Source organism: Chryseobacterium sp. SG20098 (genome assembly GCF_031844745.1).
In the GTDB taxonomy this organism is placed as follows: domain Bacteria; phylum Bacteroidota; class Bacteroidia; order Flavobacteriales; family Weeksellaceae; genus Chryseobacterium; species Chryseobacterium cucumeris.
Genome location: NZ_CP134622.1, coordinates 4,330,977 through 4,357,759 on the forward strand (window position 1 = coordinate 4,330,977; position 26,783 = coordinate 4,357,759).

Below are 26,783 nucleotides of genomic sequence, written 5' to 3' on the forward strand. Positions count from 1 at the left end.
GTTAATTATGATTGACCATTGACTTTGCGAAGCAAAAATTGACCATTGACAAAAAATCTTTTTACAAAAAATATATTACGTCAAGTTTTTGATACACTTACATAGATTTTAACACAAAGTCCACTACGATATTTTATTATAAAAAACGATCTCGAAGGCGTTTCACTCAGCAATGTACACACTAAGGTCTTTGGTTGAACGGAGTGCCTTTGCGAACTGATAAATTCTGTATATCAATAAACCTTGCGAACTTTAGCGTTAATTATGATTGACGATTGACTTTGCGAAGCAAAAATTGACCATTGACAAAAATCTTTTTACAAAAAATATATTGCGTCAAGTTTTTGATACACTTACATAGATTTTAACACAAAGTCCACTACGATATTTTATTATAAAAAACGATCTCGAAGGCGTTTCACTCAGCAATGTACACACTAAGGTCTTTGGCTGAACGGAGTGCCTTTGCGAACTGATAAATTCTGTTTATCAATAAACCTTGCGAACTTTAGCGTTAATTATGATTGACGATTGACTTTGCGAAGCAAAAATTGACCATTGACAAAAATCTTTTTACAAAAAATATATTACGTCAAGTTTTGTCGCATTACACATATAGCTTTGTCATATCAAAATTACAGAGCTATGGAATTGCCATTTTACTTAAACTTTAACGACTTTGAAAGTAATTATTACGATAACCTTGAAAAATGGTTTGAAGAATATCATAATACCAGCGAAACAGATTATCTGAAAGCGCTTGCAGAGCTTTATCGCCCCTATGTGTATTATAACTTTGCAGATGACATGCTAAAGCCCGATGCTTCCATTGAAGTGAAAGACTGTTTTTTCCCCTATCATGAAAAAATAGGAATCTCTTTCTGTATTGATAGTGAAAACGGAATTTCCCCATCCAGCGGAATGAATCAGGTATTTGAATTTAAAAATATCTCCATGATGGAGTATGCCCAGCATATTCTGGATAAGATCAATAAGTTTTGTTCAAAAAATGCGCATGCTCTTGATGGAAGTAAAAATATTCAGGACTATATTAATAATTACAGTATTATTACTTCAATGGAAGGAGTAGGGTATTGTATCAGCTACAACCGCCATCAGAAAGCCATTCCATTTTTAAAAGCTTATCTTCCCTATTATGGACAGACCGTTAATATGGCGGTATACAGGGATTTTCTTTTTTCTGTTGTTCAGATTGCAGAGTTTATAGACCAGAAATTAAAAACTGTGCATGCTTTTAAACAGACTATTTATGCACGCTCAAGAGCGGAAGCCAAATTCAATGTGCAGTTGAGCCGTCAGTTTCTGACTTTGTGCAACTAAATTTTACACCAAACATTCATACTTAATTATATTGCGGAAAACTTATGTTTTCAACCAAAAATCCCGGTCAGTAATGATCGGGATTTTGTATTGCAATTGTATGAATACTTGCTAATGTGTATTACTTGTTTTTTTATAAGGAATATTCCATACCAGGTCGGCTGCCAGATAATGAACGCCTCCATGATGAATACTTCTGCTGTCTCCGATCAGATCGTCCATATATCCTATGTCTACAGTAAAAGGAGAGTTCGGAATTGTAAACATATAGTACGCCGCAATACGCATTTCACGATATCCAAACGAACTCCATTCAGAATCCGGCTCATTGAGATGGCTTATAGAAAACAGGGCTTCTGCACTCAAGGCCAGTTTCTGATTGTTTTTTGGAGATAAATTATAGGTGAGCTGATTCTTGATCCGTGTTCTCAACTGAAAATCCTCTTCGACTTGATAAAAGTCTGCATCAAAAAATTTCCTGAATTCCTGGCGTATGGTACTTTTAAGTTTCCATTTCCTGCCGAGATCAAAAGTATAGGCATATCTTCCGTAAATTCTGAATTCCTGTTCCGTACTTTCTTTATCATAAGGAGCTGTACTTTCATACTGTGGCTGACGTCGGTAACTTAATGCATAACTATATTGCTGGTGTGGCGCAAAGGAATGATAAACTTCATGATTTAAAACAATGATCGCCTGCTTCGAAAACAGATTATGATCATCCGGACTGCTTTTTCTCCCGATGGCTATGTAGCTCAAAGCCTGTTTTTTACCCAAAGAGTCGAGTTGTCGCTTCACTCCGAAGGCTCCCCAGAATGCATTGTTGGCATCTCCCAGTCCAGGTGGACTGATCTGCGCTTTGATCGATGTTCCTAAACATCCCAATAAAAATAATCCTGCAAAAAATTTCTTCATGCTCAATAGGGTGAATAATTGTTTTACTGTTAATTTTAAATAACTGCGAAACCATGAGACGGATAAGAATGCTGTTGATACGCAGAGAGAATACTTTATAATACCAAAATTAGAGGCTTTGTTCATAGAATGTTTATTCAAAATCTTTTAATACTGTTTAAAAACAAGACAAAGTAAAGGCCTGATTTAGGATAGATTTAGGAATAAAACTTTCTAAAGGAAAGATTAAGTTTTTAGAACTGTATTGTAATTGTGGATAAAATGTGTATAACTTGTTAGTAATTTGAGGAAATCTCTCTCTCATTGATCAAATGATTACGTAAATATTTGATATTGTAGTGTATAGTTGTAAAAATTAGTTGCCACAATATATAGATATTGTGGCAATTTGGTTTATGGACTGGTTGACTTATCTGTTAGTTCTGTCTTACTCCGCACATAGCATCCCATGTGGTCCAGAAATGGGCATTAATAGCTCCGATAGGAGGATTTGTACTGTCTGCAACAATTCCTACCATTGAAGCACAGTTGGAGTTACAGCCTATTTCATTATGACTTCCGGCCTGAGGCGGAATCTGGCGCCAGGTACCGGTAGATCCGCTTAATAATTCTACTCTGATTTCAAAGATCCCGGAAAGATTGGGAGTCTGAATCTGTTTGGTAGGATTTTCACTTGAGATGAAGTCGCTCCAGTCTCCCTGTGAAAAAGTTACACGCCATGTAGAAATCATTTTAGAGGTATCATTTTGTGGGGAAAGATACACCCAGAATTGTGCTCCGTTTCCAAGTACTAACTGACCTGAGGAATTTGCATTTACACTTGTTGATGTCATATTGATTTGTTTTTTAGGTGATTAGATTGTATTTCAAAGTAACGAAGAACAAGGCACCTGCAGTAGAGTATAAATGACCAATTATTAGAGTGAGTATAAATACCTATGAGAAAAGGTACCAAAATTTTAGGCATAAAAAAACCTGTGCTAATCATTAGCACAGGTTTTGGTTTCTTGCAGAGAGGAAGGGATTCGAACCCTCGATACAGTTACCCGTATACTACCTTTCCAGGGTAGCTCCTTCAACCACTCGGACACCTCTCTTTTTGAGATTGCAAAAATAGTGTATTTTCTGGAATATCCAAATTATTCTTACAAATTAATCTGTAATTTCTCCACAAAGACTTCTGGTGAAGTTATCGGCAAAGCTTCCGGAGTAACTTGGATTATCAATTAAGTGCATGGCTTTGGTAATCGCTGTTTCCGCTGTCATATCTCTTCCGCTGATTGCTCCGATTCTGGAGAAAATATTACTGTTTTCATACTTTCCGAATGAGATACCTCCTGAAATACACTGGCTTACCACCACAATTTCAGTTCCGTTATCCCGGATTTCCTGAAGCGTTTCCTGAGTTTTTGCACTGCTGAAAATAGTTCCCGAACCAAAAACCTGAAGAATAAGAACCTTCATTTTAGGAATTTCCCTGAAGTGGCTCAAATGCATGCCCGGAAAAATTCTCCAGAATAAAATATCTTCGGAAATATGTTCATCCACGTGAAACTCTACCTCAGGATCACAACGGAACAGGTTATCTTTAATAATATTCAAATGAACTCCAGACTGTCCCAAAATAGGGTAATTCGGGCTTGAATAGGCATCAAAATACTCAGCAGAATATTTCAGCGTTCTGTTTCCTCTTAATAATTTATACTCAAAGTAAATGGCAACCTCCTGAATGACTGCTTCATCATTTTCATAAAGGCTGGCGTAATAAAGGCTGGTCAGAAGATTTTCCTTGGCATCCGTCCTCAGATCACCAATCGGAAGCTGAGATCCTGTCATGATGACAGGCTTTCTTAATCCTTTTAGCATGAAACTTAGTGCTGAAGCGGTATAAGACATCGTGTCTGTTCCGTGAAGGATCAGAAAACCGTCGTATTCATCATAATTTTTTTGAATATAATTAGCGATCACCCTCCATTCTTCAGGTCCCATATCCGAGGAATCCAATGGTTTGGCGAAAGGATGTACAAAGACTTCGCATTCCATAAGCCTCATTTCAGGCATCTTTTCGAATATATTTCCAAAATCAAAGGCACGGAGACTTCCGGTTTCATAATCTTTTTCCATTCCGATGGTTCCACCGGTATAGATGAGCAGGACTTTTCGCTTCATGTACTAATTTATTAAGAATTGGCCCCAGATTAGGGTTCATAGGTCAAAATTACGTTAATTTGCAAAGATTTGAAAATGAATGAAACGCTTATCATGAAATTTTATAAAAATAAAATGAAAATGACTGATGTTTCATAGGGCTATTGAAAAAAATAACTAAATGCGGATGAAAGATTTAGCGCAAACCTTTGAATATTTAAAACAGTTTTTAACTGAAGAAAGACTCGAGAAAATTGAACATTTTTCTCAGGAAAGTTCAGACTTTGTCCTTCCGGTGGTAGAAGATATCTATCAGTTTAGAAATGCAGCAGCCATTGTGCGTTCTGTGGAAGCCTGTGGTTTCCATAAAGTAGTGGCTTTGCAGGAAGAATACAGTTTTGAACCCAATCTTCGTGTAACAAAAGGAGCTGATACCTGGGTTGAGGTAGAAAAACTTCCCCGAAATATGGAATCTTTCCAGAATATTAAAGACCGGGGATATAAAATAGTGGTTGTTTCGCTGGAAAAGAACGCTAAAATGTTACCTGAGTATGAAATAACAGAACCCATTGCTTTGGTTTTTGGAACTGAAATGGAGGGAGTTTCCCAAGAGATTTTAGATTTTGCCGATGAAACACTGGCCATCCCGATGTATGGCTTTACAAGAAGCTTCAATGTTTCTGTAGCGGCTTCCATTTGTATGTACGAACTGAAACAAAAGCTGATAAAGTCTGGGATTGATTATAAGCTGAATGAAGAAAAACTTTTAAGGATGCAAATCCTTTGGGCAGTGAATTCAATAAGAAGCGGGCAGCAGATTTTTGAAAAATACCTGAAAGAGAATAATATTGACTGGAAATAAGGAGTCAAAAATAAAAACGAGAAGGTTTAGTGCCTTCTCGTTTTGTATTTATATCATATTGTAATAATTCCAGGCTGCAACAAAAACGCCAGCTGTTTCTGTTCTGAGTCTCTGATTTCCGAGAGATACTGCTTTTATCTTATTTTCTGCCAGAAATGCAATCTCCTTTTCGGAAAAATCGCCTTCAGGGCCTATTAAAAATGTAAGCTGCTGCAGTTGAGGAATGTTTTTAAGATCAATTCTTTCCAGATTTTCATGGCAGTGTGCTACAAAAGTATGTTCCGGATCAATATTTTTCAGAAAATCACCTAGCTTTAGAGCTTCATTGATCACCGGAAAATGAAATCTCAGGCTTTGCTTGGATGCTGCGATCGCTTGTTTCCTGATTTTATCGATGTTGATGTTTTTACGCTCTGTTTTTTCAGTGATAATAATGCTTATTTCTGAGATACCCATTTCCACTGCTTTTTCCACAAAGAATTCGATTCTGTCAATATTCTTGGTAGGGGCAATCGCAATATGAAGTTTTGGATTGAATTCCGGCAGATTTTCTTTGATCTCAGAAACTTTAATTCCGGCTTTCTTGCCTTCTATAATCAGTTTTCCGGAAGCAAGTTTTCCTTTTCCATCCGTCACATGAATATCTTCTCCATCTCTCATGCGAAGAACTTTTACGATATGCTGCTGTTCTTCGTCGTTGATTAAAACTTTATTTCCGTTGATGTCTCCGTAGAATAGTTTCATATATCCTGATTTATAAATGCTACTCCTGTTTTGATGGTTGTATATATGTCTGTATCACATTCCCGGTAAGAACACATGTATATTTCTTCTATCCATACATTATTAATGAAAATCAGATTTAAATATTCCTGTTTTCTCAAATTATTTTTGATGGATAAATAATCTCCTTCTTTTGGAGTATAGGGAAAACTAAAAAGATGTTCAGAATTAATTAATTTTAAAACTTCTTCTTTGATATCCTGAATATAACCTGTCTCAGAACTTTCTCCGTTAAACTCTGAAAAAGTTTCTGAGCCCTCATGTCTTCCTGTGATAGTTTCCAATACCCAGTAATATTTTGAGTTCTTTTTAGAATGTGTTCCCAGTACTTTTTCTTCTAAGAGTATTTTCATAAATCGTATTTTGCGGTTGCGGAAGTTCTTAAATCTGTAAATTCTCCTCGCTCAAACTTCAGTTTTGCCACCATAGCGATCATGGCTGCATTGTCTGTTGTATATTCAAATTTTGGAATATAAATACTCCATCCCAGTCTTTCTTTATTGTCTTCCATTGCTTTTCTAAGTGCAGAATTAGCAGATACACCTCCTGCAATAGCCACCTGATTTACATTGAGATCTTTGGCTGCTTTTTCAAGCTTATTCATCAGAATTTCAATAATTGATTTTTGTACGGAAGCACAAAGGTCATTAAGATTTTCCTTAATGAAATCCGGATTTTTTCTGACTTCTTTCTGAATGAAATACAGCACGGAAGTTTTAATACCGCTGAAAGAATAATCGTAGTTTTCAAGCTTCGGTTTGTTGAATGTAAAAGCATCAGGATTTCCTTCTTTGGCCAATCTGTCGATGATGGGTCCTGCAGGGTAATCAAGGTCAAAAATCTTTCCGATTTTATCAAAAGCTTCTCCCGCTGCATCATCAATGGTTTTCCCGATGATTTCCATGTCAAAATAGTCTTTTACCAATACAATCATAGTATGTCCGCCGCTTACGGTAAGGCATAAAAACGGAAAAGTAGGCGGCACAGGATTTGCATCTTCGATGAAATGGGCCAGAATGTGGGCTTGAAGGTGATTTACTTCAATTAAAGGTACATTCAGGCTCATAGCCAAAGACTTAGCAAATGATGTTCCTACAAGAAGAGATCCTAAAAGTCCCGGTCCGCGAGTAAATCCTATAGCAGAGATAGCATTTTGTTGTATATTTGCTTTAGAAAAAGATTTTTCAACAACGGGGATAATATTTTGCTGATGGGCTCGTGAAGCCAATTCAGGGACAACGCCGCCATATTCTTTGTGGATGGCCTGGTTCGCGGCAATGTTTGAAAGAATAGAATTTCCCTTGATGATAGCTGCTGAGGTGTCGTCACAGGACGATTCAATACCTAAAATTATAGAGTCGCTCATAATAATGGCAAAGTTAGAGAATAATAACGAGAATGAGAATAAAAAATCAGTAGCTGAAAACCTAGGGGATCAGGTACAGAAAACTGTTGAAAATGTAGAGGGAAAAGTACGGGAAACAGTGAAGGAAGCATCAGAGCTTGCTTCGGATGCGATACACCATCCTGTGGAAACAGCTGAAGAATTTGGGAAACAAGCTGTAAAGGATGTTACCAGCTATACATGGTGGGCAAAACTTCTCTTGATTCTCTTTTGGCTGGGAATTTTCCTTGTAGGCGGAGTCCTTATTGCCATCAATCTTCCGGTAACTAAAAAATGGGCAGCTGATCAGGCGCTCAAGCTTGTAAATAATGATTTTAAATCGGATTTTTCTACAGAAAGTGTAGATGTAAATTACTTCGGTGATGTCACCATAAAAGGGTTAAAAGTAAAAGACTATAAAGGATTTAATTTTATTACAGCCCGTGAGTTTCGCGCAGATTCAGACTGGATATCTCTGGCAGTAAATGCCATCTCAGGAAGCAGCAATTCTCTAAGTTTTAACTCTCTGGCTCTTGTGAATGCCGATGTAAAGGTGATTACTTATAAAGGCGACAGTATATCCAATTTTGTCAGGTTTGTAGAACTCTTTGACAACGGGAAGAAAAGAGATCCCAAGAAACCTCCTTTTCAACTTAATTCCAGAATTCAGATCATTGATTCTAAAGTTTCCATTGTTAATGAAAACTCTCCCGGAGAACAGGGAAAATGGCTTACTGCAACAAAATTCAACTTAAAAGCTCCGAACGTAAAAGTTAACGGTCCGAATGTTTCGGCGTTGATCAATAATATGTCATTTGTAACTTCAAGATGGGGGAAATCTCATTTTGTAGATACTTTTTCAACAGAACTGTCTCTAACGAAGCAGTTTTTGTCATTAAAAGACCTTACCCTGAATACAGATCATACCTTACTTCAGGGAGATATCAAATTTAATCTTCACGACGGATCCTGGGCAGATTTTGCAGACAAGGTACGCTGGGATATGAATATTCAGCAGGGAAGCCAGCTAAGCGGATATGACATCAGTTATTTTGTTACCAACTGGGATAATATCAAACCTTTCAATCTTTCAGGGGTTATGACTGGTCCTTTGAATAAATTTCATCTGGAAAACTTTCTGATCAGAAATCCTGACGTCAATATTGCTACCAAAACGATGAAGGTAGACAATCTGCTGAAAGGTCATTTTGCTATTGAAACAAAAGAGCTTTCCACAGATTTTACCTATAAGGATTTAAAAGCAATGATGCCTTCATTCATCTCCAAAAAGATGAAGAACTTTGCAGATGATTTCGGAAAACTGAAATACAATGGAACGGCTAAAGTGAATCCTGATCAGATTTATGTGGATAATGGTAATTTAATGACAGGAATCGGGCAGGCGAAAATTTCGAAACTTACCCTGACAGGCTACAGCACTGCAATGCCAAAATATTCCGGTTATCTTGATGTAAAAGATCTCAATACCTCAGTCATCACTAAGAATAAATCGGTAGGCTTAATTTCTGGTAAATTTGATCTTAACGGGCAAAGTTTTGATGTCAATACCATGCGTCTGACCACGAAATCTCAGATTGCAAGTATTGAAATTATGGATAAAACGATCAATAATCTGTATCTGGATGGTTTATTGGATCATAAAAAATATAACGGACTCATCACTGTTAATGATGAACAGGCAAAAGCTACAGTCAAAGGATTGATCGATTTCAGTACTCCGAGGATTGCTATGGATGTTAATGCGGACGTCACTTATCTGAATATGAATTACTTTACCAACAAGCCCGGGACTCAGGTGATAAGTGGTCAGGTTGACGGAAAAATGGCCATGTCTTCTATCAACGATCTTACTTTAGATGTGAATGCCAATAACCTTCACTTTGCTTCAGCTACTCAAAAATATAATATTCCGAATGCCAAGTTAAAAACGTTTATTGAAGCAGGTGGTCGTGTTATTGATGTAGATGCTCCGGGAGCTGCCACAGGAAAAATTTCAGGAAAATACAGTCTTGCAGACCTTGCAGGTATGGTAGAAAATGGAGTTGGAAAAATATTAGTGGGTCCGCCGCCAAGAAAATTATACCGGGGACAGAATTTTGCGCTGAAGTTTGATGTTCAGCAAGGATTGATCAATTATTTTTTACCCGAATTGAGATTGCCACAAGGAGCTCTTGTAGAAGGGGAGTATGATGGAAACTCAAACAATCTGATTCTGAATCTTGATGCAGCCTCTTTAAAATATATTATGACTAAGGAGGAAGAGATTACAGACGCAGATCAGGCGCTGGCATCTTCAAATCCTGATTATAAAATTAATGACCGTAAGAATCTCAGCAGAGATAGTGCGATGGTGGATAGTGTTAAAGTTAGAATTAACACGGGAGACCTTAACCAGCAATTGTACGCTAAGATCAACAGAGTCATTTATAATAAAAATGTGATCAAAGATTTTGAGCTTAAAGGGAATAATGAAAACGGAAATACACTTCATTTAGCCACTGTATTTAAGCATGGAAGTCCTGATGATGAGATTAATGAAAAGCTTAAGGAATACGCCATCAATGTGGATCAGTCTACCGATGCAGCCGGAGATTATGTATTCAGGTTTGAACCTACCGAGGTAAAATTCAATGAAGTTACATGGGCAATAGATACAAGCCCCGAATTGGATCACTCCATTACCTACAGAAAGAAAACAGGAGATTTTGATATCAGAAATCTGAGAGTTTATTCCGATAAAAGTGCTTTGTTTATTAAGGAAGCCCAGTTTAAGTCTGCGAAAGATTTTTATGTAGATGCAGATATTAATGACTTTGCAGTAGAAAAACTTCTGGAAATGCAGTCCGGAGGGAATACTATGGATATTAAAGGTCTTGCCAACGGAAGTGTTAAGATCAAAATGGATAAAAGTACTCTTCAGCCGCTGGTTGATCTTAACATTGATGATATTAAGATGAATGGCAATGATATGGGAGATATCTCTATTTCTGCCACCAATGGATTCTCACTGAATGTGTATGATATTGATGTAAAAGTTCACTCTGCCGGAGTACTTGGAAACAACAGCCTTAACCTTACAGGAACGGTTAATAATAATACTTCTTCGCCGATTATTGATCTTACAGCAGAAATGCGTGATTTTGACTTGGCATTTACGCAGCAGTTTGTGCAGACTATTTTTGGAAACCTTCGTGGAAAAGCAACAGGAGATCTTAAAATCAATGGAAAGCTTAACAACCTTGATTATAGTGGAGATATTGCTTTAAAAGATTTTGGATTAAAGCTTCTGTTTACCGGAGTAGATTATGCATTTGATGATACCGTAATTCAGCTTACCAAAGGGCTTGCTATCCTCAATAATATTGAAGTACACGACGGAAGAACCAATTCCAAAGGGAATATTTCCGGGGCGATTCAGTTTGAAACCCTTTCTTCAATGGGGGTATCTCTCGTAATGAGAGCAGATAATCTATTGATGCTGAATACCACACAGAAAGATTTTGACCTGTTCTGGGGAAGAGTTTACGGACAGGGAGATCTGTACGTGGACGGACCGGTTTCAGGATTAAGCATAACAACTCCTAATATGAAGGCACTTAATGGAAGTACCTTTACCTTTAATTCCAGCTCCACTTCCAATGTAGAGGAATTTAAAATGCTCAGATTCCTGAAAGAAGGAAAAGACGGTCTGATCACACTGGAAGAAAAGAAAAAAACAGGAGCCAACATGAATATTGATTTCAACCTGGCTGTAGATAAAGGAACTACTGTAAACGTACTCGTAGGAGACGATGTGGGAAATATTACCGTAAAAGGATCTGCTGATCCATTGAGGTTTCATATGAACAGACAGGGGAATATTGCCATGAGCGGTACCTATAAAGTAGATAACGGAACATTTGTCTCTAAAGCCATTCTTAATAAAACATTCCAGATTGAAAGAAACAGTAGTATCAGATGGGATGGGGATGCTATGAAACCTGCGTTGGATATTAATGCCAATTATATAAGAATGGTTTCCAATGCAGGAGAATATCTTAGTATGGGGAAACTACAGCCTATAAGTATTTTGCTGCAAGCCCATATTACCCAGTCGTTAGTAGACCCTCAGATTGATCTTAATGTAACTGCAATGGACGTATCCAGCCAGGTAAGAGAAACCCTTGCCGCGAAAATGAGCCAGGAAGGAGAGAAGGTTCTTCAGTTCGGATCTGTATTGTTATTGAGTACCTTTAACGTATCCAACACTGGTGGATTCGATGTAAATGTAGGAAATGTAGCGGAATCCTCAGGATATAATATACTTCTGAAGCAGTTGGGATCTGTTCTTAATACAATGAGTAACGAATTTCAGATTGACCTTAATTATGTGAAAGGAGATCAGAATTCGAATTATGGAGACAGAGCCAATGCGGGAGTAAGTGTAGCCCTTTCCCCGAGAGTCAATATCAAGACTGGTTTGGGTATTCCGTTATCAAAAACAGATGGAGCCCAAAACAATTACCTTTCTACGGAAGGGTCAGTAGAGTACGATTTATCTAAGAAGAATGACGGTTCATTGGTTATACGTGCTTATTCCAAGCCTACAAACATCGGAATGGTGAGTACAAACGGTTCTGCTAATCAAGCCTATGGCGGAGGGGTAGTGTGGAGTAAAAGCTTCAATTCTTTGTTTAAAAAGAAGAAAAAAGACAAAAAAACTCCAGATGCAAAAGGTGAAATAAAAACAGATTCTATAAAATCGCAAGGTAAATAATTAGAATATTTTAATGATTTTTATCATCTGTGTTAATTATTGTTAATATTTGATATATATTTTTTAGTTAAATTATTTTTTGTAAATTTGCAAAAAATACATAGATTTTTTAAATAAATTGTAATTTAACTAATATGAACTATCAACTGGACGAAATAGACAAGAAGATTCTTGATTTCTTAGTAGAAAACACAAGAATGCCTTTTACTGAAATTGCAAAGCAGATGGATGTTTCTGCTGGAACAATTCACGTAAGAGTGAAAAAGATGGAAGATGCAGGTATTATTTTGGGATCATCTCTTAACATCGATTATGGTAAGCTTGATTATCACTTTACAGCTTTCATAGGTATCCTTTTGACAAAATCAAACCGTACTCAGGAAGTATTGAAAGAATTGTCAACAATCCCTAACGTAATCGAGGCTAGCGTTATTTCAGGAAAATATAATATTTTCTGTAAAGTAAGAGCTAAGAATACTGATGATGCTAAAAGAATTATTTACCAGATTGACGACATTCAGGATGTAATGAGAACTGAAAGTATGATCTCTATGGAGGAATTCTTAAGTGACAAAAACAGACTGATCAACGCAATCTCTGTGTAAGTCAAATTTTAAACGAATAATTATAAAAGAACTTATGAAATCTCTCATAAGTTCTTTATTTTTGTAGGTATGGAAGAATACAGCTATTTTGACGAAGACCCAAAGAAAGGATGGGGATTCATTCTGGCATTTGCTGCCTTGATGTTGTTTACTATAATGGGGCTTGGTATCGATGTAGATGAATATCTGCAGCATGAATATCTTCAGATTCCGAGGTGGTACTTCTATGTGATTTTTTCTATTGATGTACTGATGATGATTGGGCTGGTACTGATGTTCTTTTACAGGAAAGTAGGAATCTTTATGTTTCCGGCGTTACTGGTGCTGCATTTCTTTATGCATAATTATTATCTGTCTACATTTTTGTATACGGATGTTACCAATCTTTTCCTGTTTACGGGGTTCGGAATGCTTGCCATTATCCCGAAATGGAAGTTTTTTAAATAAAGTTTCAAATACAATAAAATAACAAACCGCTTTTAAATTTAATTTAGAAGCGGTTTTCAATTATAACAAGGTTTATGAAAAAAATTATCTGAATTCCAGGGAATTAAAAATTTCTTGTTTTAAAGGATTTTTGGACCAGTCCTCCCACACACCCGTATAAGGATTATAGCCACATTTCAAAGGTTTTGATATATTCAGACCTTCTTTGCTTTTTAGAGTGTTTTCAGTGTATGCCCTGCAGTCTGTGCAGACATAACGGAACTCACAATCTTTACATATCTCAATTTGGTCTTTGGTAAGATCCCAGTATTTTCTGAAATCAGGTTGATTGAGGGCTTCTTCAAGGCTTTGTTTTTGGATGTTTCCAAAGCTTTCATTCATCAGTGGACAGTTTTTAATATTACCTTTTCTATCAATGCCTATCTTTTTATGCAGGCAGGAATTGTGGTTAACTGCTTCCGTCACTTTAGTAATGTTAGTATTGAAGTACTTCAGTTCCACTTTTCCACACGCAGATATTTTCAGATCATCTTTCAGGAAATGCAGCGAGAAACGGTATTCATCTTTAGCTTTGAAAGGAGGTTTTGAACAATTGTAAAGAATGAGACTGTAAATTCTGACCGTGTTTTTTTGAAGAGCCTGCATAAAAGATAGGTTCATTTTCTGATGAAACGGGGAGAAAATCTCTATTCCTGATAAAACTGAGGTTTTAAAAATTTCATCAATTTCTATACATTCTTTTAAGGTTAAGGATTTCAAACTGTAAATAACCAAATGTTTAACTCCAAGATTTTCTATGGATGGATATATTTTCTTTAAGATCCCGAGATCTTCCATTTCGATAAAAAGATCTGTTATAGCGTTGGGTTCATGATAGTCGTAAGAGAGAGGAGGAAAATTTCTGTCCCAGCCATTTTCAGTAACAAATCCGTATTCTTTTTCCAATAGAAGATTGATATAGTTCTCAACTATTTCTTTGGATTCTTCATCATAACTTATCATTGTATCTTCGATAGATTTGTTTTTCAGCTCTTGTATAATTTCAAACAACTCTAGAGGATATAGTTCAGATACATTTCTCTGTAGATCTGAAATGAGAATTCTGATGGATCCTTTGGTGACGAGGATGTTTGAGAATAAATTGAAGTATTTCATAGTAACCGGTTCAATGATTTGATAGGTCTTTCTCTTATATAATAATTGGTCTGATATTTTTTGCATTCTAAAACATAGACGACATCATTAGTTTTTTTAGGTTTCTGATCATTGAAGGATTCTATATGTTTGAAGGTAAGCGGAAGCTTGTTTTTTTCTTTAACTTTAATTTTCATAAGTAATCTGCTATTTTTTTGTCCAACGAATAGTTACAGGTATGAGACAATCCCAGAAACTGGCCAATTGTATTAACTTCTAAAAAGTAAAACTTGCCATCTTTTCCTTTTAAAAAATCAAGTGATCCACAATTAAGATCCAATGCCTGCATCAGAAGTTTAATTTTTTCTTCAATGCAAGAGGAAAGATTGTAGGGAACATTTCTATTAGGTTTTTCTAGATTATATTTTCTGAAATCAGTTTTGGTCCGTTCATCATTTTGAGAAAAAATAGCCATCGAGTAGCATTTTCCGTTGAGATAAAATGTTCTGATTTCAAATTCTTTATCAATCTTATCCTGAAAGAATGTAATGAAGAACTTTGCTTTCTCTCTTTTGTGTACCGTTGAGGTATACATAATACCATTTAAATCTTTATCAATGTCATCCAAAATAGGATTTCCACCAATGGTTTTTACAATAGTCTTATCCAGGGAAACCTGATCCGTATTATCTGCCAGATAATATTCAGGAATTTCTAAACCTATTTTTTTTGCTTCTTCCAATACCAGGAGTTTATTAATATCACTATTACTTGCTTTGTTGATATGTTTTTTGGACTCCAGTATTGTTCTTACATAATCTTCCAGCCAATGCTGTACTTCATTCATATGAGCATTTACAGAAGGGTTTTCATACCTTAAGCGTTTGATTTTTAATCTGCCTCTCCTGTACCACACGCTTGTGATCTCATCCAGAAAAAAAGAATTTCTGCTACTCCTTAACAGTATTTTTTTGTTCTCCACTGCAATTTCAAAAATTTCATCTTCATGAATACGGATGAATTCCTTTTCCATTTCAAGAAGCCATTCTATAATTTTATTAGTGGTTCTTTCATTGTTGTTGGAAATAATAAGAATCATTTTTTAAAGTAATCTTTGGTGATTTTAGAAGAATGCTTAATACTAGGAATACCTATTTTTTTTCTTTCCTGATTGGCTTTTATTGTATCTATAATAACATCATAGCTTAGATAAACACCATATATGATTCCTTCTTTACTTATTTGTAGATTGTGACGGTCTACCATATTGGCATAGTCTTTTGGAATACAGTCTCCGGATTTTATATATTCCAGCATTTTTGCTTTGAAGTAAGGATATTCTTTTTCACCTATCATGTGACTGAACAAGGGATGCATAGGCATAAACACACCGCCATTTCCTATAAGACCAATTTTTTGTACTGAAGGATAGCCGTAGTTTTCAAAGGTCCATTTCAACAGTTGTGCATTGATTCTGTCATTTTTTTCTATGAGCTGTGGATTTCTCCTGCCTTCCGCCTGATCACGGACAAAAGCAATGCTGAAAGAATCTACCAGTCGCTTATTCAAACCTTTCTTCCAGTCTGCAATTCTCTGTTTTACCTCGGTGCTATCTATACCATACTTTTTAAATAATCCGAAATAACTTCCATATGACCCTTCGTAAGGAGCAATCAGAGGGATAAGTTTGTATAGACTTTTCTTCCCACCGAAATTCTTTTGATGTTGATCTGCCAGTTTAATATAAGTCTCATATTCTTTGATACGCTCCTGATTTTTTGGAGTGTATTTTTTGAATAATTTCTTATACTGCTTTATTGCTTTTTCGGGTTGGTTAGCAATCCGGTAAAGACTATCAATTTCATTCACTCTGTTATAATAAACAATATAATCCTTGCTTTTGCAGGAAAGAATAAAGAAAAGAATAATGAGAAGGAATATTAAAATTGAATTTCGTTTCATTAGGTGATCAGTATTTATTGGATTAACGATACTCTTATTGGTAAAAGGGAGGAATTATTTTCCTCCCTAGACAATATATTAACACTTTTATTGATCTTAGCAGATTTCTAAAGTTGAATCAAGGGTGTGGTCAATCCACGTTTCTTTGTCATAACATTCTCCTTTGTTAGTGGCAACATAGTTGATAGCAGTTTCTCCACCTTTAATAGTCTGTAGATTTTTCATTTTTTTGTTTTCCAAAGAAGAGAAGTCTCTCTTCATTCCATTTAATTTTTTCATGTGTGTAATTTTTAATTGTTTTTATATGAATCATTTGTGTCAAATAAACCCTGACCTGGGTGAATAATTCTTCCTATTTATCATGCACTGTACACTTACATTTTAAATTTGAAGAATATATTTCATCAACGTTGATGGGATAAAACTATAAATATTTAGATCACTTCATGGGGATAAAATGTGTAAATGATTTGTATTTTACTTGATACACAAATGCAAATTTTACTCGGAATGGTAGTTGTATTTTGGTGAAATATTTGAAATTCGAAAAAGTATAAATTGCATGCCAGCCATAAAAAGAAAATTACAGGCTTTAACAGTAGGTTGTATGGTAATATTTTCTATTGTACAATATCGGAAAACAGATGATTTTAGCGTGATAATAAGATGCTGAGTCACTTATTTTGACCACAATTTGTATGCTTCTGGTGATTTGTTTGTTTTAAAATCACATTTTTTAATCCGAAAACGAGGTAAACATCTTATCAATTTTTGCAGAAAACCCTGGGTTTTTAAAATTTGAATCCGTGCAAAGGAACCTGAGATATAAAAATAAAGCTTTTCAACATGAGGTTAAAAAGCTTTTAATTTGAAATAGAAATAAAATATGGGGCGTTTACTCAGAGAATACTCCCTGGAAAAAAGATTCTAAAGCAGTATTTTCATCCAGCCCGAACTTCTTTTTCAGGCGGTATTTGGTCATTCTTACACTCTTGGGCTCTACATTGAGGAGGTTGGCAATCTGTTTTGTATCCATTCCCAGATAAATATAGGCGCAGTATTTCAGATCCAGAGCAGTAAGTTTTTGCTGGGCTTTTTCACTGATGTTTTTAAAGAAATCCGGATGCAGTTCCTGAATAGTAAATCTGATTTTTTCAAAATCATTGTCAACCCGATTTTCTCCCTTTACCACCTGATGAATATTAATATCCGTATCGGAAAGCTGGGTCTGAAGCTGCTGCAGAACCTCATTCTTATGCTGAATATGAAGCTGGCTGGCCAGTACCTCACTTTGAAGTTTTTGCTGCTGAAGCGTAAGAAGTTCCTGTTCTGCCCTTAATCTTGCCTGCTCTTGCTCCTGAAGTTTTACCTGCATTTCTGCTTCATGCTTTTCTGTATCAAGTTTATTTTCTCTTTCTATAGAATACCGCAGTTTAAAATGATAAGAACGGAACATAAAAAAGGCTCCAGTTAATCCTATGATTCCCAATATAATATAAAGGAGTTTCTCTTTTTTCAGAATGGCTGTTTTCTCAGTGAGAGATCTGAGTTCAGATTCTTTTTTCTGAGACTGGTATTGAGCTTCCAATCTTTTTGCGGTTTCAGCTTGCCCTTCATCAAAGAGAAGATTGCTGTATTCTGTTAACTTTGATTCATATTCATAAGCTTTCTGATATTTCTTTTGTTTTGCATACAGCTGGGCAAGATCTTTCACCACATTGATCATAACATGGTAATAAACCGGTTGCTGGGTAAGCAGAATCTGTTCCGCTTTCAAAAGATAATGCTCTGATAAAGTATCATTATGATCCCGTGATGCGAGATTGCTCAAAACACCAAGTGCACCTGCCTGCATACTCTGATTAAGGGTCGTATGCTGCGTAAGGGTCAGGATTTCGTGGGCGTTATTGTGAATTTCCTCACGGATTTCAGGAGTCATAACCGGATAGCTCAGATAATAGTTGGTGAGATTCAGTAAGGCCATTGCATGTACATGGGCTGAGACATGACCGGGAAATTGATGGTACAGGCCAACAGCTTTCTTACACATCTCTATGACGGGTTTCAGATCTTTTGAGTTTCCACTTTTCTCATATTGAAAGGAGTAGCAGACAGCCAGCGCCGAATAGGTAGAGCTGAGTAAATTTTTGTTTCCTGCCTTTTCGGCAAGTTCTATGGATTTTTTGGCATATCTGGTGGCATTTTCAGCATCGTTCCATTCTGTATAGATTCCGTAGAGAAGATAATTGAGCTTAGCATTTAATAAGATTTCGGAAGGTTGTTTTTCAACGATGGGAAGGACTTTCTGAACAAGCCTGATTGTATTTTCAAGTTCGCCAAGTGCATTTCTGTAGTAGATATTCAGATAAGTGGCATATAGTTCCGCAGTTTTATTTTGACTCTTTTGAACAATTGCATTCGCAGCATCCAGAATAGGAGGAATCTTATCATATTCAGACTGATTAAGCTTAATGACTCCTTTTTGACTGAGAGCTTTTACTTCTTCAGCATAATCATTTTCTTTTTTAGCAAGATCAAGTTGCTGCTGAACATATTTTTCAGCTGTAGGATATTGATCGCTAACTCTGTAATATTCGGTAAGTTCATTGTAAATTCTGAATTTTTCTGCAGTAGAAATATGATCTCCTCTCAATTGGTTTTTAAGGCCATCAATAAATGCATTCTGTGCGGGATATAATGTGCAGATAAAAAGTATACAGTATAAGAGTAAGTACTTTAATTTCATAAGGTGAAAGTACAAAATTTGTAGACATCTGTCAATTTCCTGTCTGAAAAACTAGAGCTATGCATTGTTTTTAACTTGTTGATTATTAATTTATTAAATATTTTTGTAGACATTTTGTAGTCATCTGTGATCGGGGTTGAATATGTTTTGTAGTCGCATAAAACAAGACTGGGATCTTTTTCTTCTGCAATTTAGGGCCAGAAAAAATCAAAGAATATTAATTTAAAATTTTACAGCTATGGACAACAAAACCTTATCAATTGTTTCTTACATTACGCTTTTCGGATGGCTGATATCCTTCTTTATCGGAAAAGAAAAGTCGAACAGCCTTTTAAAATACCATCTGAAACAATCATTGGGATTAATTCTTTTTTCTATTTTTTTATCTATCATTCTCAATATTGTATTGATGGTTACTAAAATCGGAATTCTGGGAATATTGGGTTTGATTCCTTTGGTGTTGATGATTATCGGAATCATTAATGCAGCCAACAATGTTGAAAAGCCTTTGCCATTAATAGGGAAAATATTTGAGGACAAATTTTCTTTTATCGGATAGGATTCAAAAATTTTTGGAAACACCAATTTAACATTTAATATAAAATTATGAAAACACCATTAATCATCGCAGGCATGCTTTTTTTTAGCTTTTCTGTTATATCATGCGATAAATTGGAAAAAGTTAAAGAAAAGCTGTCACAGAATGATTCAGGGCAGGTAAACACTTTTAGTGTTAATTCCGGGGATGTAAACAGAGATATTATTTCTTTTAATAACAAAGTTGTAAAAATGGATGATGAGCAGTCAGATTTTATCAAAGATTTTCAGAATATATTGATACAGATGGAAGACTATGTGAAAAATGCCGGTGCCAATCCAAAAGCTTCCGGTATTATGCCCATATTTACGCCTTCAGTGATGTTGTACACCCGTCAGGAATTAAAGGCTCCGGATGTATTGGAAAAGAATTTTCAGACACTTGTGGATAAGATGAAGGACACAATGGTCCGATTGGAATCTTTAAAAAAAGAACTGGACACTTACAAACAGGCAGAGGACTGGAAAGATGATAAAGGAAAGAAAGTCGCCGAAATCAACGAAAAAGCAATACAACTTATTAAAGAAAACCGTACAGCGGCCAATGACTTATTCACTAAGCTTTCCCCAAAGGCAAATAAAGCAGAAATTGAGATGCTTAAAGATCATCCGCTCAAAACACAGATCATTCAATCTAAGGAGGTTATGGAGCTGGCTCAGAAAATTATTGATGATTCCTATGATGTAGCGGATATGAATGCCTATAAAAACAAATTTTCCCACCAATACGAGCAGATGGAAAAATTATATAAAAGGAATATCAATGAGAAAATTCCGTCTTCAGAAAAGCAGAAGGAAAACAGTTATCAGGCATTCAACAGTTCTGTCAATGATTTCCTGGGTAAAATGAGAATCGTACAGCGAAGCCTAAACGAAAATAGTCAGGATCTAAACCGTGATCTTGATAACCTAGAAAGAGAAGCAGGATATGTTCTTGACCGTTATAACACTTTTGTAGATTGATTTTTAATTCCCGGCTGGATTATATATACTAAAAACAGCTAGCTATAATCATGAAACTGGCTATACCTTTAAAGAATATAATATACTGATTTAACAGGATAAAGGTAATTTTACCGCCCATTTTAGAAAAGAAAAGAAGTATGGATTTTGAAATTTTGAAACAGCAGATTGAAGATGCTGCAAGGAAAGCTTTTTTAGAAGTGTATGAAAAGCATGGAGCAGAAGGAATTTACAGCTTTGCACTGTACAGCGATGAAGGAGCAATGACAGTTTGCCCTGCTGCCAATACATTGAAAGTAATGGAGAATGCAGATGAAGAAGATGCTCTTTATTATAAATATGAACCGGCAGAATGGACTTACGAAATGGAAGGTGCCGATAAAGAATTTGATATAATCTGCACTCAGTTGAGAGCAGAGCTTAGTAAGCACGATGACGATGATCAATGGTTTGAGAGTTTTCAGTTTAAACTATATTCAATCTGTATTGAAGTATTGGAAAAACTTAAAAACGAGAACTTTTTCACAAATGTCACGAGCAAAGATATTTTCCTGATTTTCACGGTTTCAGATTATGAGTTTGAGCAAGAAGACTTGAAAAACCTTATCATCAGACTGAATGATAATGAATACCAACATGAATATCTGGACTGGATGGCTACCTGGGGCAATTAAAAGTATGAAGAATTAAAAAAACACTTTAAATATATACATATGAAGCCGATAAAATAAGACACTCTCCCATAAAGTGTGTAAGTTAAAAAGTTATGGCTTGGATTTTATAATCTGAGCCTTTCTTCAAAAATAAGCATAAATTGGTTGAGAACAATGCCCCAATTTTGGATAGGCATTGTCCATTTCTTAGTGGCTTCTTTTAATGCCAGATACACTGATTTCATTACGGCCTCATCAGTAGGGAAAGACATTTTATTTTTGGTGTATTTTCTTATTTTTCCGTTGAGATTTTCAATTAAATTTGTGGTATAAATGATCTTACGGATCTCTAAAGGAAATTCAAAAAATACAGTAAGCTCATCCCAATTATTCCGCCAGGAGGCGATAGCATAAGAATATTTGCTTTCCCATTTTCCTGCAAAATCATTGAGAGCTGCTTCAGCCGCTTGTTTTGTTGGGGCGGTGTAAATATGTTTCATATCTGCAGAAAATTCTTTTCTATCCTTCCAAACCACATATTTGCAGGCATTTCTGATCTGATGAACGACACAGATTTGGGTTTGAGATTGTGGGAAAACTGAGCGAATAGTCCCAGTAAATCCGTTCAGATTATCTGTTGCCGTAATGAGGATATCTTCCACGCCGCGAGCTTTGAGATCCGTTAAAACACCCATCCAGAAGCTCGAACTTTCATTCTTACCGAGCCACATTCCAAGAACTTCTTTTTTCCCTTCACGATTTAATCCTACTGCCAAATAGATGGTTTTGTTAATGACCTTGGAGTTTTCACGAACCTTGAATACGATCCCATCCATCCAGACAATTAAATACAAATCTTCTAAGGGGCGGTTTTGCCAGCTCACCACTTCGGTGGCAACGGCATTGGTAATCCTGGAAATGGCAGAGGAAGATATTTCAAAATCGTATAGTTCTTTAACCTGCTCTTCGATATCGCTCACACTCATCCCTTTGGCGTAGAAGGAGATAATAATATTCTCCAAACCTTCGATGATGTTATGCCTTTTTGGAACTAATGCAGGTTCAAAACTGCTTGCCCTGTCTCTGGGAACTTTGATTTCACTCTCTCCAAAAGAGGATTTTATTTTCTTGGTTCCATGTCCATTGCGATAGTTCCCTTCTTTGGTTTTTTCATGTTTTTCATTGTCCAGATGAGCATCAAGTTCTGCTTCCAGCATATGTTCAACGGCACGTTTGTGCATCTGTTTGAAGAAAAAGGTTAAATCTTCTCCATTTTTAAAGGACTTATAGAAATCCTTGTTGTTTAATAATTCTTCTTTGTCGATCATAACTATATAGGTTAAAATTAATAAAAAGTTATTTCCGAAAATTATTTTTGAGCTTTAGAGGGCTCAAAAATTTTTCAGAATAACTTTTTAACTTACACAGTTAGTGAGACACTACCTAAAATAATTGTCTCAGAAGCCTCTTATACATTACAATCTCTATACATGCTTTTTATAACATTAGACTCAACTCCCAACCAAAATATTAAGAACAATTACATTCATTATGAACAACTATCAATTTTATAAGCAAGAAGGAAATCAATATATTTTTAGAAACCAGCCGGTGTTTATTGCAGTGCTCTGTATTATTTTTCTGGTCATTGCAGGACTCATTTTTAATAGTGTAAGAACCGGGAGCTATATTATTATGGCGGTAGTTGCACTTATTGTAGTCAACTTCTTTACCAAAAAATTTATCATTGATATGGATCGTAAAACAATTACGGGAAAACATACCATTTTTGTTCCGGCAAGAACATATCCGATTGAGAATTTCAGAAATTTTCATGTGGTGGCAACAAAATATATGGGATTTATTACCACTAATGTAATGCTGTCTGTTTATTTTGAAATAGATGGAAAAGAAAAACAGCTTACAATAGGCCAGGCGCTTACCCAGAAAGGAATACAGAAAATGGTCAATGAAACAGAGGATATTTTGAACATTAATCATCCTGAAAATGGACATCAGAGACCGCTATAAGTTTGAAGAAAACGGACGAGAAATAAGCTTTATGCCCAATTACAGTTTTCTGCGCACTTTGGTTGGATGGCTGGCATTGGGAGTCATTGCACTTCCTGTGATCATCTATTATTTTATGGATAAAATATCCGGAGATCAGTTCAAAATTGCCATGGGATTATGGAGTGTTTATATGATCTACTTTCTGTTTGACCTCTTTTTCAGAATTCCTGTGAAATATATTTTTGATAAATCGGAAAAGTGTATTTACAGAAAACTGTTACTTTCCAAAAAGCTCATGAATTTTGATGAAATGACCTATTTTGTGAACGATGAAAGAGGTGGATATTATTATTCCATCGGGAAAAAGAGAAATCAGTTTGTAAAAAACTACAGAATCAGTAATTATTTTTCCGGATCTAAAGCTTCTAACAGAAGAGAGGAGGAGTATATAAAAGAAATTTTATGTCCTGTTCTCATTGCTGTAGGAATTCCCCTGAATCAGGAAGAACAATAAAACAAGTACCGAAAAGCAGGGTAAAAACTAATACGATGAAGAATGGAGGTATAACCATTCCCCTCCCTTGGAGGGGTGGCAAAAATTCAAAGAATTTTTGACGGGGTGGTTGATACACAATAACAAAAAACCCGGCGGTTTCGAAGAAACCGCCGGGTTTTGTCTATATAAAATAGCTTATTTTAAACTATTAAGCTAAAATTCTCTTTACAGCTTCTTTTACTGCAGCAGAGTCAATTTTATACTTCTTCATCAATTCTGCTGGTGTTGCAGACTCTCCGAAAGTATCATTTACCGCCACAAATTCCTGTTTTGTAGGTCTTTTTCTTGCCAACATACCTGCAACAGATTCTCCTAAACCACCAAGGTAGTTGTGCTCTTCAGCCGTTACAATCTTACCTGTTTTTTCAACAGATTTTAAAATGATCTCTTCATCAAGAGGCTTAATCGTGTGAATGTTGATAACCTCACAAGAAATACCTTCTTTCTCAAGCTCATCAGCAGCTACAAGAGATTCCCATACAAGGTGCCCTGTTGCAACAATCGTTACATCAGTACCTTCCTGAAGCATAATTCCTTTTCCGATTTCGAAAGGCATATCTTCCGGAATGAATACAGGAACTACCGGTCTTCCGAATCTTAAATATACAGGACCTTCAAAATCTGCAATCGCTAAAGTAGCAGCTTTAGTCTGGTTGTAGTCACAAGTATTGATCACGGTCATTCCAGGAAGCATTTTCATCATACCGATATCTTCAAGAACCTGGTGAGTAGCTCCATCTTCTCCTAAAGTAAGACCTGCGTGAGATGCACAGATTTTTACATTTTTGTTAGAATAAGCGATAGACTGACGGATCTGGTCATATACTCTTGAAGTAGAGAAGTTAGCGAAAGTTCCTGTAAAAGGAATTTTTCCTGTAATGCTAAGACCAGCTGCAATCCCCATCATGTTTGCTTCTGCAATACCAATCTGAAAGAATCTTTCAGGAGCTTTCTCAATGAATTTCTCCATCTTCAAAGAACCGATAAGGTCTGCGCAAAGTGCTACTACATTAGGATTTTTGTCAGCCAGTTCAGCTAATCCTGCTCCGAATCCTGAACGCGTGTCCTTTTTTTCTGTATATGTATATTTCATTTTTATTTTATTAATCGAGATGTTAAGATATTAGTAATCAGCCGGAGCTTCTAGGTACAATTGCTTAAATGCTGTGTCTAATTGCTCATCATTAGGAGCTTTACCATGCCAGGCATGAGATCCCATCATATAATCAACTCCGTAACCCATTTCTGTATGAAGAAGAATTGCTACCGGCTTTCCTTTTCCGGTTTCTGTTTTTGCCTTCTCAAGAATTGCAATCACAGCTTCAAGATCATTACCATTTTTTTCTTCCAGAACAATCCATCCGAATGCTTCCAATTTAGCATGAAGATTTCCTAAACTTAATACATCATCTGTATCACCATCGATCTGACGACCGTTATAGTCAATTGTAGAAATGATATTATCTACCTTTTTAGCAGCTGCATACATCAATGCTTCCCAGATCTGACCTTCCTGAAGCTCACCGTCTCCGTGAAGAGAGTAAACAAGAGATTGATCACCATCTAATTTTTTACCATCAGCTACCCCTAATGCTACGGAAAGTCCTTGTCCAAGAGAACCTGAGGCAATTCTGATTCCCGGAAGGCCTTCGTGCGTTGTTGGGTGTCCCTGTAATCTTGAATCTAATTTTCTGAAAGTACTTAGTTCTTCTACAGGGAAGAAACCAAATCTTGCTAAAGTAGAGTAGAATACCGGAGAAATGTGTCCGTTTGATAGATAAAAATGATCCTCATTCTTACCTTCCATTGTAAAAGGAAGTTTATAGTTCATTACCTTTCCGTAAAGGGCTGTAAAGAATTCTGTGCACCCTAAGCTACCACCAGGGTGTCCTGAATTTACAGCGTGAACCATTCTTAAAATGTCTCTTCTGATCTGCGTAGTAAGAGTTTTTAACTCTTCGATACTTTTACTCATTATATCTGATTTATTTGCATGCGAATTTACAATTTTTTACCGGCTTATGGAAATGCAAAATCCGGATATAAAACCCGGATTTAGTATGATTTGAATATTTTCCCGCTTTTAACAGCCTTCGTTAAGATAAACAGAGATTTCAGTTACTATATTATTAACGAATTTAAAGCTTAATAAAGTTCCTGCCTGGCTGTCTTCAAGATTAAAATAACCGGCATCTTTAATCGGCTTACCATTGGAGTCCCAGTCCGGGCGTACACTGAAATTGGCGTAACTTCTATACGTGTTGATCAGGTCATCTCTGGTGCTTCCCACCCCGATTCCGCTTTTGGTTTTGAATTTTTTACTTGTTGTTGTCATGTAGGTAATGGAAGGAACACTCGGGTTGGCTTCATTGATGTAATTATCAAAAAGATCAATCTGAATAGTTTCTCCATTATATTTTACGATGTTTTTTTTCTCTCCGCCAGAGTTGGACAGTTTTATTCCCGCTATTTTTTCAGCATCAACCTTAGGCATGAAAACTTTAAAGGGGCCAATTCGTAATGTTGAGACTTCAAAGTTGTCCTGAGCATTCATAAAACTAAAAGTCAATAGAAATGTGAAAATTGCGATAATTTTTTTCATAGTTTTTAATTTTTGTTTTTTTTTATTTCGATGTTTTTTAAAATTAATTTATATCATTCGTGTTAAAGATAATTAAAATGCAAAAGTCTATAAAATCAGTTACTTAAACAAATACGAAAAAATAAAAAATATTTATTAACGGTAATGCTTTGTGGTAGCAGGATCATTGGTTTTTTGCTACTAAACATTGATTTTTTTTGAATTTTAATATGTGGTATTTAGATTAATTTAACTAATTTTATAATTCAAATAATCATGAATTATGAACCTTTAACTAATTATTTTTTTTTGTTTT

Annotated in this window: 26 protein-coding genes and 1 tRNA gene; 10 read left to right on the plus strand and 17 right to left on the minus strand. The window is 35.8% G+C overall.

What is annotated here, in order from left to right; translation table 11 throughout:
- Nucleotides 1-645 precede the first annotated feature (645 nt).
- Entirely contained in the window at nt 646-1,341 is a 696-nt protein-coding gene (locus tag RHP76_RS19930) for a hypothetical protein (protein WP_062675450.1), read from the plus strand.
- Between the two features lie 111 nt (nt 1,342-1,452).
- Here RHP76_RS19930 and RHP76_RS19935 read toward each other — a convergent pair whose 3' ends face one another.
- The 4 genes from RHP76_RS19935 to RHP76_RS19950 all read right to left on the minus strand — a co-directional run bounded on the left by RHP76_RS19935 (nt 1,453) and on the right by RHP76_RS19950 (nt 4,425).
- Nucleotides 1,453-2,256: a DUF2490 domain-containing protein gene (locus RHP76_RS19935; RefSeq protein WP_311228880.1), complete on the minus strand. Its 804-nt coding sequence runs from the start codon at nt 2,254-2,256 to the stop codon at nt 1,453-1,455.
- Between the two features lie 416 nt (nt 2,257-2,672).
- Nucleotides 2,673-3,089: a hypothetical protein gene (locus RHP76_RS19940; protein WP_047428034.1), complete on the minus strand. Its 417-nt coding sequence runs from the start codon at nt 3,087-3,089 to the stop codon at nt 2,673-2,675.
- Nucleotides 3,090-3,266: 177 nt separating this feature from the next.
- Nucleotides 3,267-3,353, minus strand: a tRNA-Ser gene (locus RHP76_RS19945).
- A 55-nt stretch (nt 3,354-3,408) separates the two neighbouring features.
- Nucleotides 3,409-4,425, minus strand: a complete 1,017-nt coding sequence (locus RHP76_RS19950; protein ID WP_062675438.1) for an asparaginase — start codon at nt 4,423-4,425, stop codon at nt 3,409-3,411.
- A gap of 160 nt (nt 4,426-4,585) precedes the next feature.
- On the opposite strand from RHP76_RS19950, the gene RHP76_RS19955 reads away from it, so the two are divergent.
- Nucleotides 4,586-5,266 (plus strand): TrmH family RNA methyltransferase, encoded by a 681-nt coding sequence (locus RHP76_RS19955; RefSeq protein ID WP_114820739.1) that lies wholly within the window; start codon nt 4,586-4,588, stop codon nt 5,264-5,266.
- A 48-nt stretch (nt 5,267-5,314) separates the two neighbouring features.
- Here RHP76_RS19955 and RHP76_RS19960 read toward each other — a convergent pair whose 3' ends face one another.
- From RHP76_RS19960 to tsaD, 3 genes are read right to left on the minus strand one after another with little or no spacing between them, the layout of a single operon-like run.
- Nucleotides 5,315-6,010 (minus strand): RsmE family RNA methyltransferase, encoded by a 696-nt coding sequence (locus RHP76_RS19960; protein ID WP_311228881.1) that lies wholly within the window; start codon nt 6,008-6,010, stop codon nt 5,315-5,317.
- The gene (locus RHP76_RS19965) at nt 6,007-6,402 is read right to left on the minus strand and encodes a hypothetical protein (protein WP_062675435.1); all 396 of its coding nucleotides are present in this window, start codon (nt 6,400-6,402) and stop codon (nt 6,007-6,009) included. The genes RHP76_RS19960 and RHP76_RS19965 overlap by 4 nt, the downstream gene beginning before the upstream one ends.
- A complete protein-coding gene (gene tsaD, locus RHP76_RS19970) occupies nt 6,399-7,415 on the minus strand; it encodes a tRNA (adenosine(37)-N6)-threonylcarbamoyltransferase complex transferase subunit TsaD (protein ID WP_062675434.1) in 1,017 nt (338 codons plus the stop codon). The genes RHP76_RS19965 and tsaD overlap by 4 nt, the downstream gene beginning before the upstream one ends.
- A gap of 4 nt (nt 7,416-7,419) precedes the next feature.
- On the opposite strand from tsaD, the gene RHP76_RS19975 reads away from it, so the two are divergent.
- From RHP76_RS19975 to RHP76_RS19985, 3 genes are all read left to right on the plus strand, one after another.
- Nucleotides 7,420-12,210 carry a translocation/assembly module TamB domain-containing protein gene (locus RHP76_RS19975; protein ID WP_311228882.1) on the plus strand — a complete coding sequence of 1,597 codons (4,791 nt, stop codon included), beginning with the start codon at nt 7,420-7,422 and terminating at the stop codon, nt 12,208-12,210.
- Between the two features lie 134 nt (nt 12,211-12,344).
- Entirely contained in the window at nt 12,345-12,815 is a 471-nt protein-coding gene (locus tag RHP76_RS19980) for an Lrp/AsnC family transcriptional regulator (RefSeq protein ID WP_002984446.1), read from the plus strand.
- Nucleotides 12,816-12,884: 69 nt separating this feature from the next.
- Nucleotides 12,885-13,262, plus strand: coding sequence for a hypothetical protein (locus tag RHP76_RS19985; protein WP_062675432.1), 378 nt, complete (start codon nt 12,885-12,887; stop codon nt 13,260-13,262).
- Between the two features lie 84 nt (nt 13,263-13,346).
- On the opposite strand, the gene gwsS is transcribed toward RHP76_RS19985, so the two are convergent.
- From gwsS to RHP76_RS20015, 6 genes are all read right to left on the minus strand, one after another.
- A complete protein-coding gene (gwsS, locus tag RHP76_RS19990) occupies nt 13,347-14,417 on the minus strand; it encodes a grasp-with-spasm system SPASM domain peptide maturase (protein WP_311228883.1) in 1,071 nt (356 codons plus the stop codon).
- A complete protein-coding gene (locus RHP76_RS19995; RefSeq protein WP_062675430.1) occupies nt 14,414-14,593 on the minus strand; it encodes a hypothetical protein in 180 nt (59 codons plus the stop codon). Before RHP76_RS19995 ends, gwsS begins: the two co-directional genes overlap by 4 nt.
- The gene (gwsG, locus tag RHP76_RS20000) at nt 14,590-15,495 is read right to left on the minus strand and encodes a grasp-with-spasm system ATP-grasp peptide maturase (RefSeq protein WP_280213951.1); all 906 of its coding nucleotides are present in this window, start codon (nt 15,493-15,495) and stop codon (nt 14,590-14,592) included. Before gwsG ends, RHP76_RS19995 begins: the two co-directional genes overlap by 4 nt.
- On the minus strand, nt 15,492-16,358 hold the full coding sequence (locus RHP76_RS20005) for a hypothetical protein (protein ID WP_311228884.1): 867 nt from the start codon (nt 16,356-16,358) through the stop codon (nt 15,492-15,494). The genes gwsG and RHP76_RS20005 overlap by 4 nt, the downstream gene beginning before the upstream one ends.
- 96 nt (nt 16,359-16,454) lie before the next feature.
- A complete protein-coding gene (locus RHP76_RS20010) occupies nt 16,455-16,637 on the minus strand; it encodes a TIGR04139 family peptide modification target (RefSeq protein ID WP_062675427.1) in 183 nt (60 codons plus the stop codon).
- Nucleotides 16,638-17,253: 616 nt separating this feature from the next.
- A complete protein-coding gene (locus tag RHP76_RS20015) occupies nt 17,254-19,104 on the minus strand; it encodes a helix-turn-helix transcriptional regulator (protein WP_216445232.1) in 1,851 nt (616 codons plus the stop codon).
- Nucleotides 19,105-19,342: 238 nt separating this feature from the next.
- Here RHP76_RS20015 and RHP76_RS20020 point away from each other — a divergent pair, with 238 nt between their 5' ends.
- The 3 genes from RHP76_RS20020 (at nt 19,343) to RHP76_RS20030 (ending at nt 21,338) form a co-directional block, all read left to right on the plus strand.
- Complete coding sequence (locus RHP76_RS20020) at nt 19,343-19,663, plus strand: magnetosome magnetite crystal formation protein family (RefSeq protein WP_062675425.1); 321 nt, start codon at nt 19,343-19,345, stop codon at nt 19,661-19,663.
- A 47-nt stretch (nt 19,664-19,710) separates the two neighbouring features.
- Entirely contained in the window at nt 19,711-20,664 is a 954-nt protein-coding gene (locus RHP76_RS20025) for a DUF3829 domain-containing protein (protein WP_311228885.1), read from the plus strand.
- A 140-nt stretch (nt 20,665-20,804) separates the two neighbouring features.
- Nucleotides 20,805-21,338 (plus strand): DUF4303 domain-containing protein, encoded by a 534-nt coding sequence (locus RHP76_RS20030; RefSeq protein WP_311228886.1) that lies wholly within the window; start codon nt 20,805-20,807, stop codon nt 21,336-21,338.
- 104 nt (nt 21,339-21,442) lie between these two features.
- Here RHP76_RS20030 and RHP76_RS20035 read toward each other — a convergent pair whose 3' ends face one another.
- Entirely contained in the window at nt 21,443-22,645 is a 1,203-nt protein-coding gene (locus tag RHP76_RS20035; protein WP_311228317.1) for an IS256 family transposase, read from the minus strand.
- Nucleotides 22,646-22,868: 223 nt separating this feature from the next.
- Here RHP76_RS20035 and RHP76_RS20040 point away from each other — a divergent pair, with 223 nt between their 5' ends.
- Nucleotides 22,869-23,348, plus strand: coding sequence for a hypothetical protein (locus RHP76_RS20040; RefSeq protein ID WP_062675422.1), 480 nt, complete (start codon nt 22,869-22,871; stop codon nt 23,346-23,348).
- The gene (locus RHP76_RS20045; RefSeq protein WP_228432388.1) at nt 23,326-23,844 is read left to right on the plus strand and encodes a hypothetical protein; all 519 of its coding nucleotides are present in this window, start codon (nt 23,326-23,328) and stop codon (nt 23,842-23,844) included. The genes RHP76_RS20040 and RHP76_RS20045 overlap by 23 nt, the downstream gene beginning before the upstream one ends.
- A gap of 190 nt (nt 23,845-24,034) precedes the next feature.
- Here RHP76_RS20045 and RHP76_RS20050 read toward each other — a convergent pair whose 3' ends face one another.
- From RHP76_RS20050 to RHP76_RS20060, 3 genes are all read right to left on the minus strand, one after another.
- Entirely contained in the window at nt 24,035-24,979 is a 945-nt protein-coding gene (locus tag RHP76_RS20050; protein ID WP_120233503.1) for a transketolase family protein, read from the minus strand.
- 30 nt (nt 24,980-25,009) lie between these two features.
- On the minus strand, nt 25,010-25,861 hold the full coding sequence (locus RHP76_RS20055) for a transketolase (RefSeq protein ID WP_062675420.1): 852 nt from the start codon (nt 25,859-25,861) through the stop codon (nt 25,010-25,012).
- A 108-nt stretch (nt 25,862-25,969) separates the two neighbouring features.
- Nucleotides 25,970-26,488: a hypothetical protein gene (locus tag RHP76_RS20060; RefSeq protein WP_062675419.1), complete on the minus strand. Its 519-nt coding sequence runs from the start codon at nt 26,486-26,488 to the stop codon at nt 25,970-25,972.
- Nucleotides 26,489-26,783: the final 295 nt, after the last annotated feature.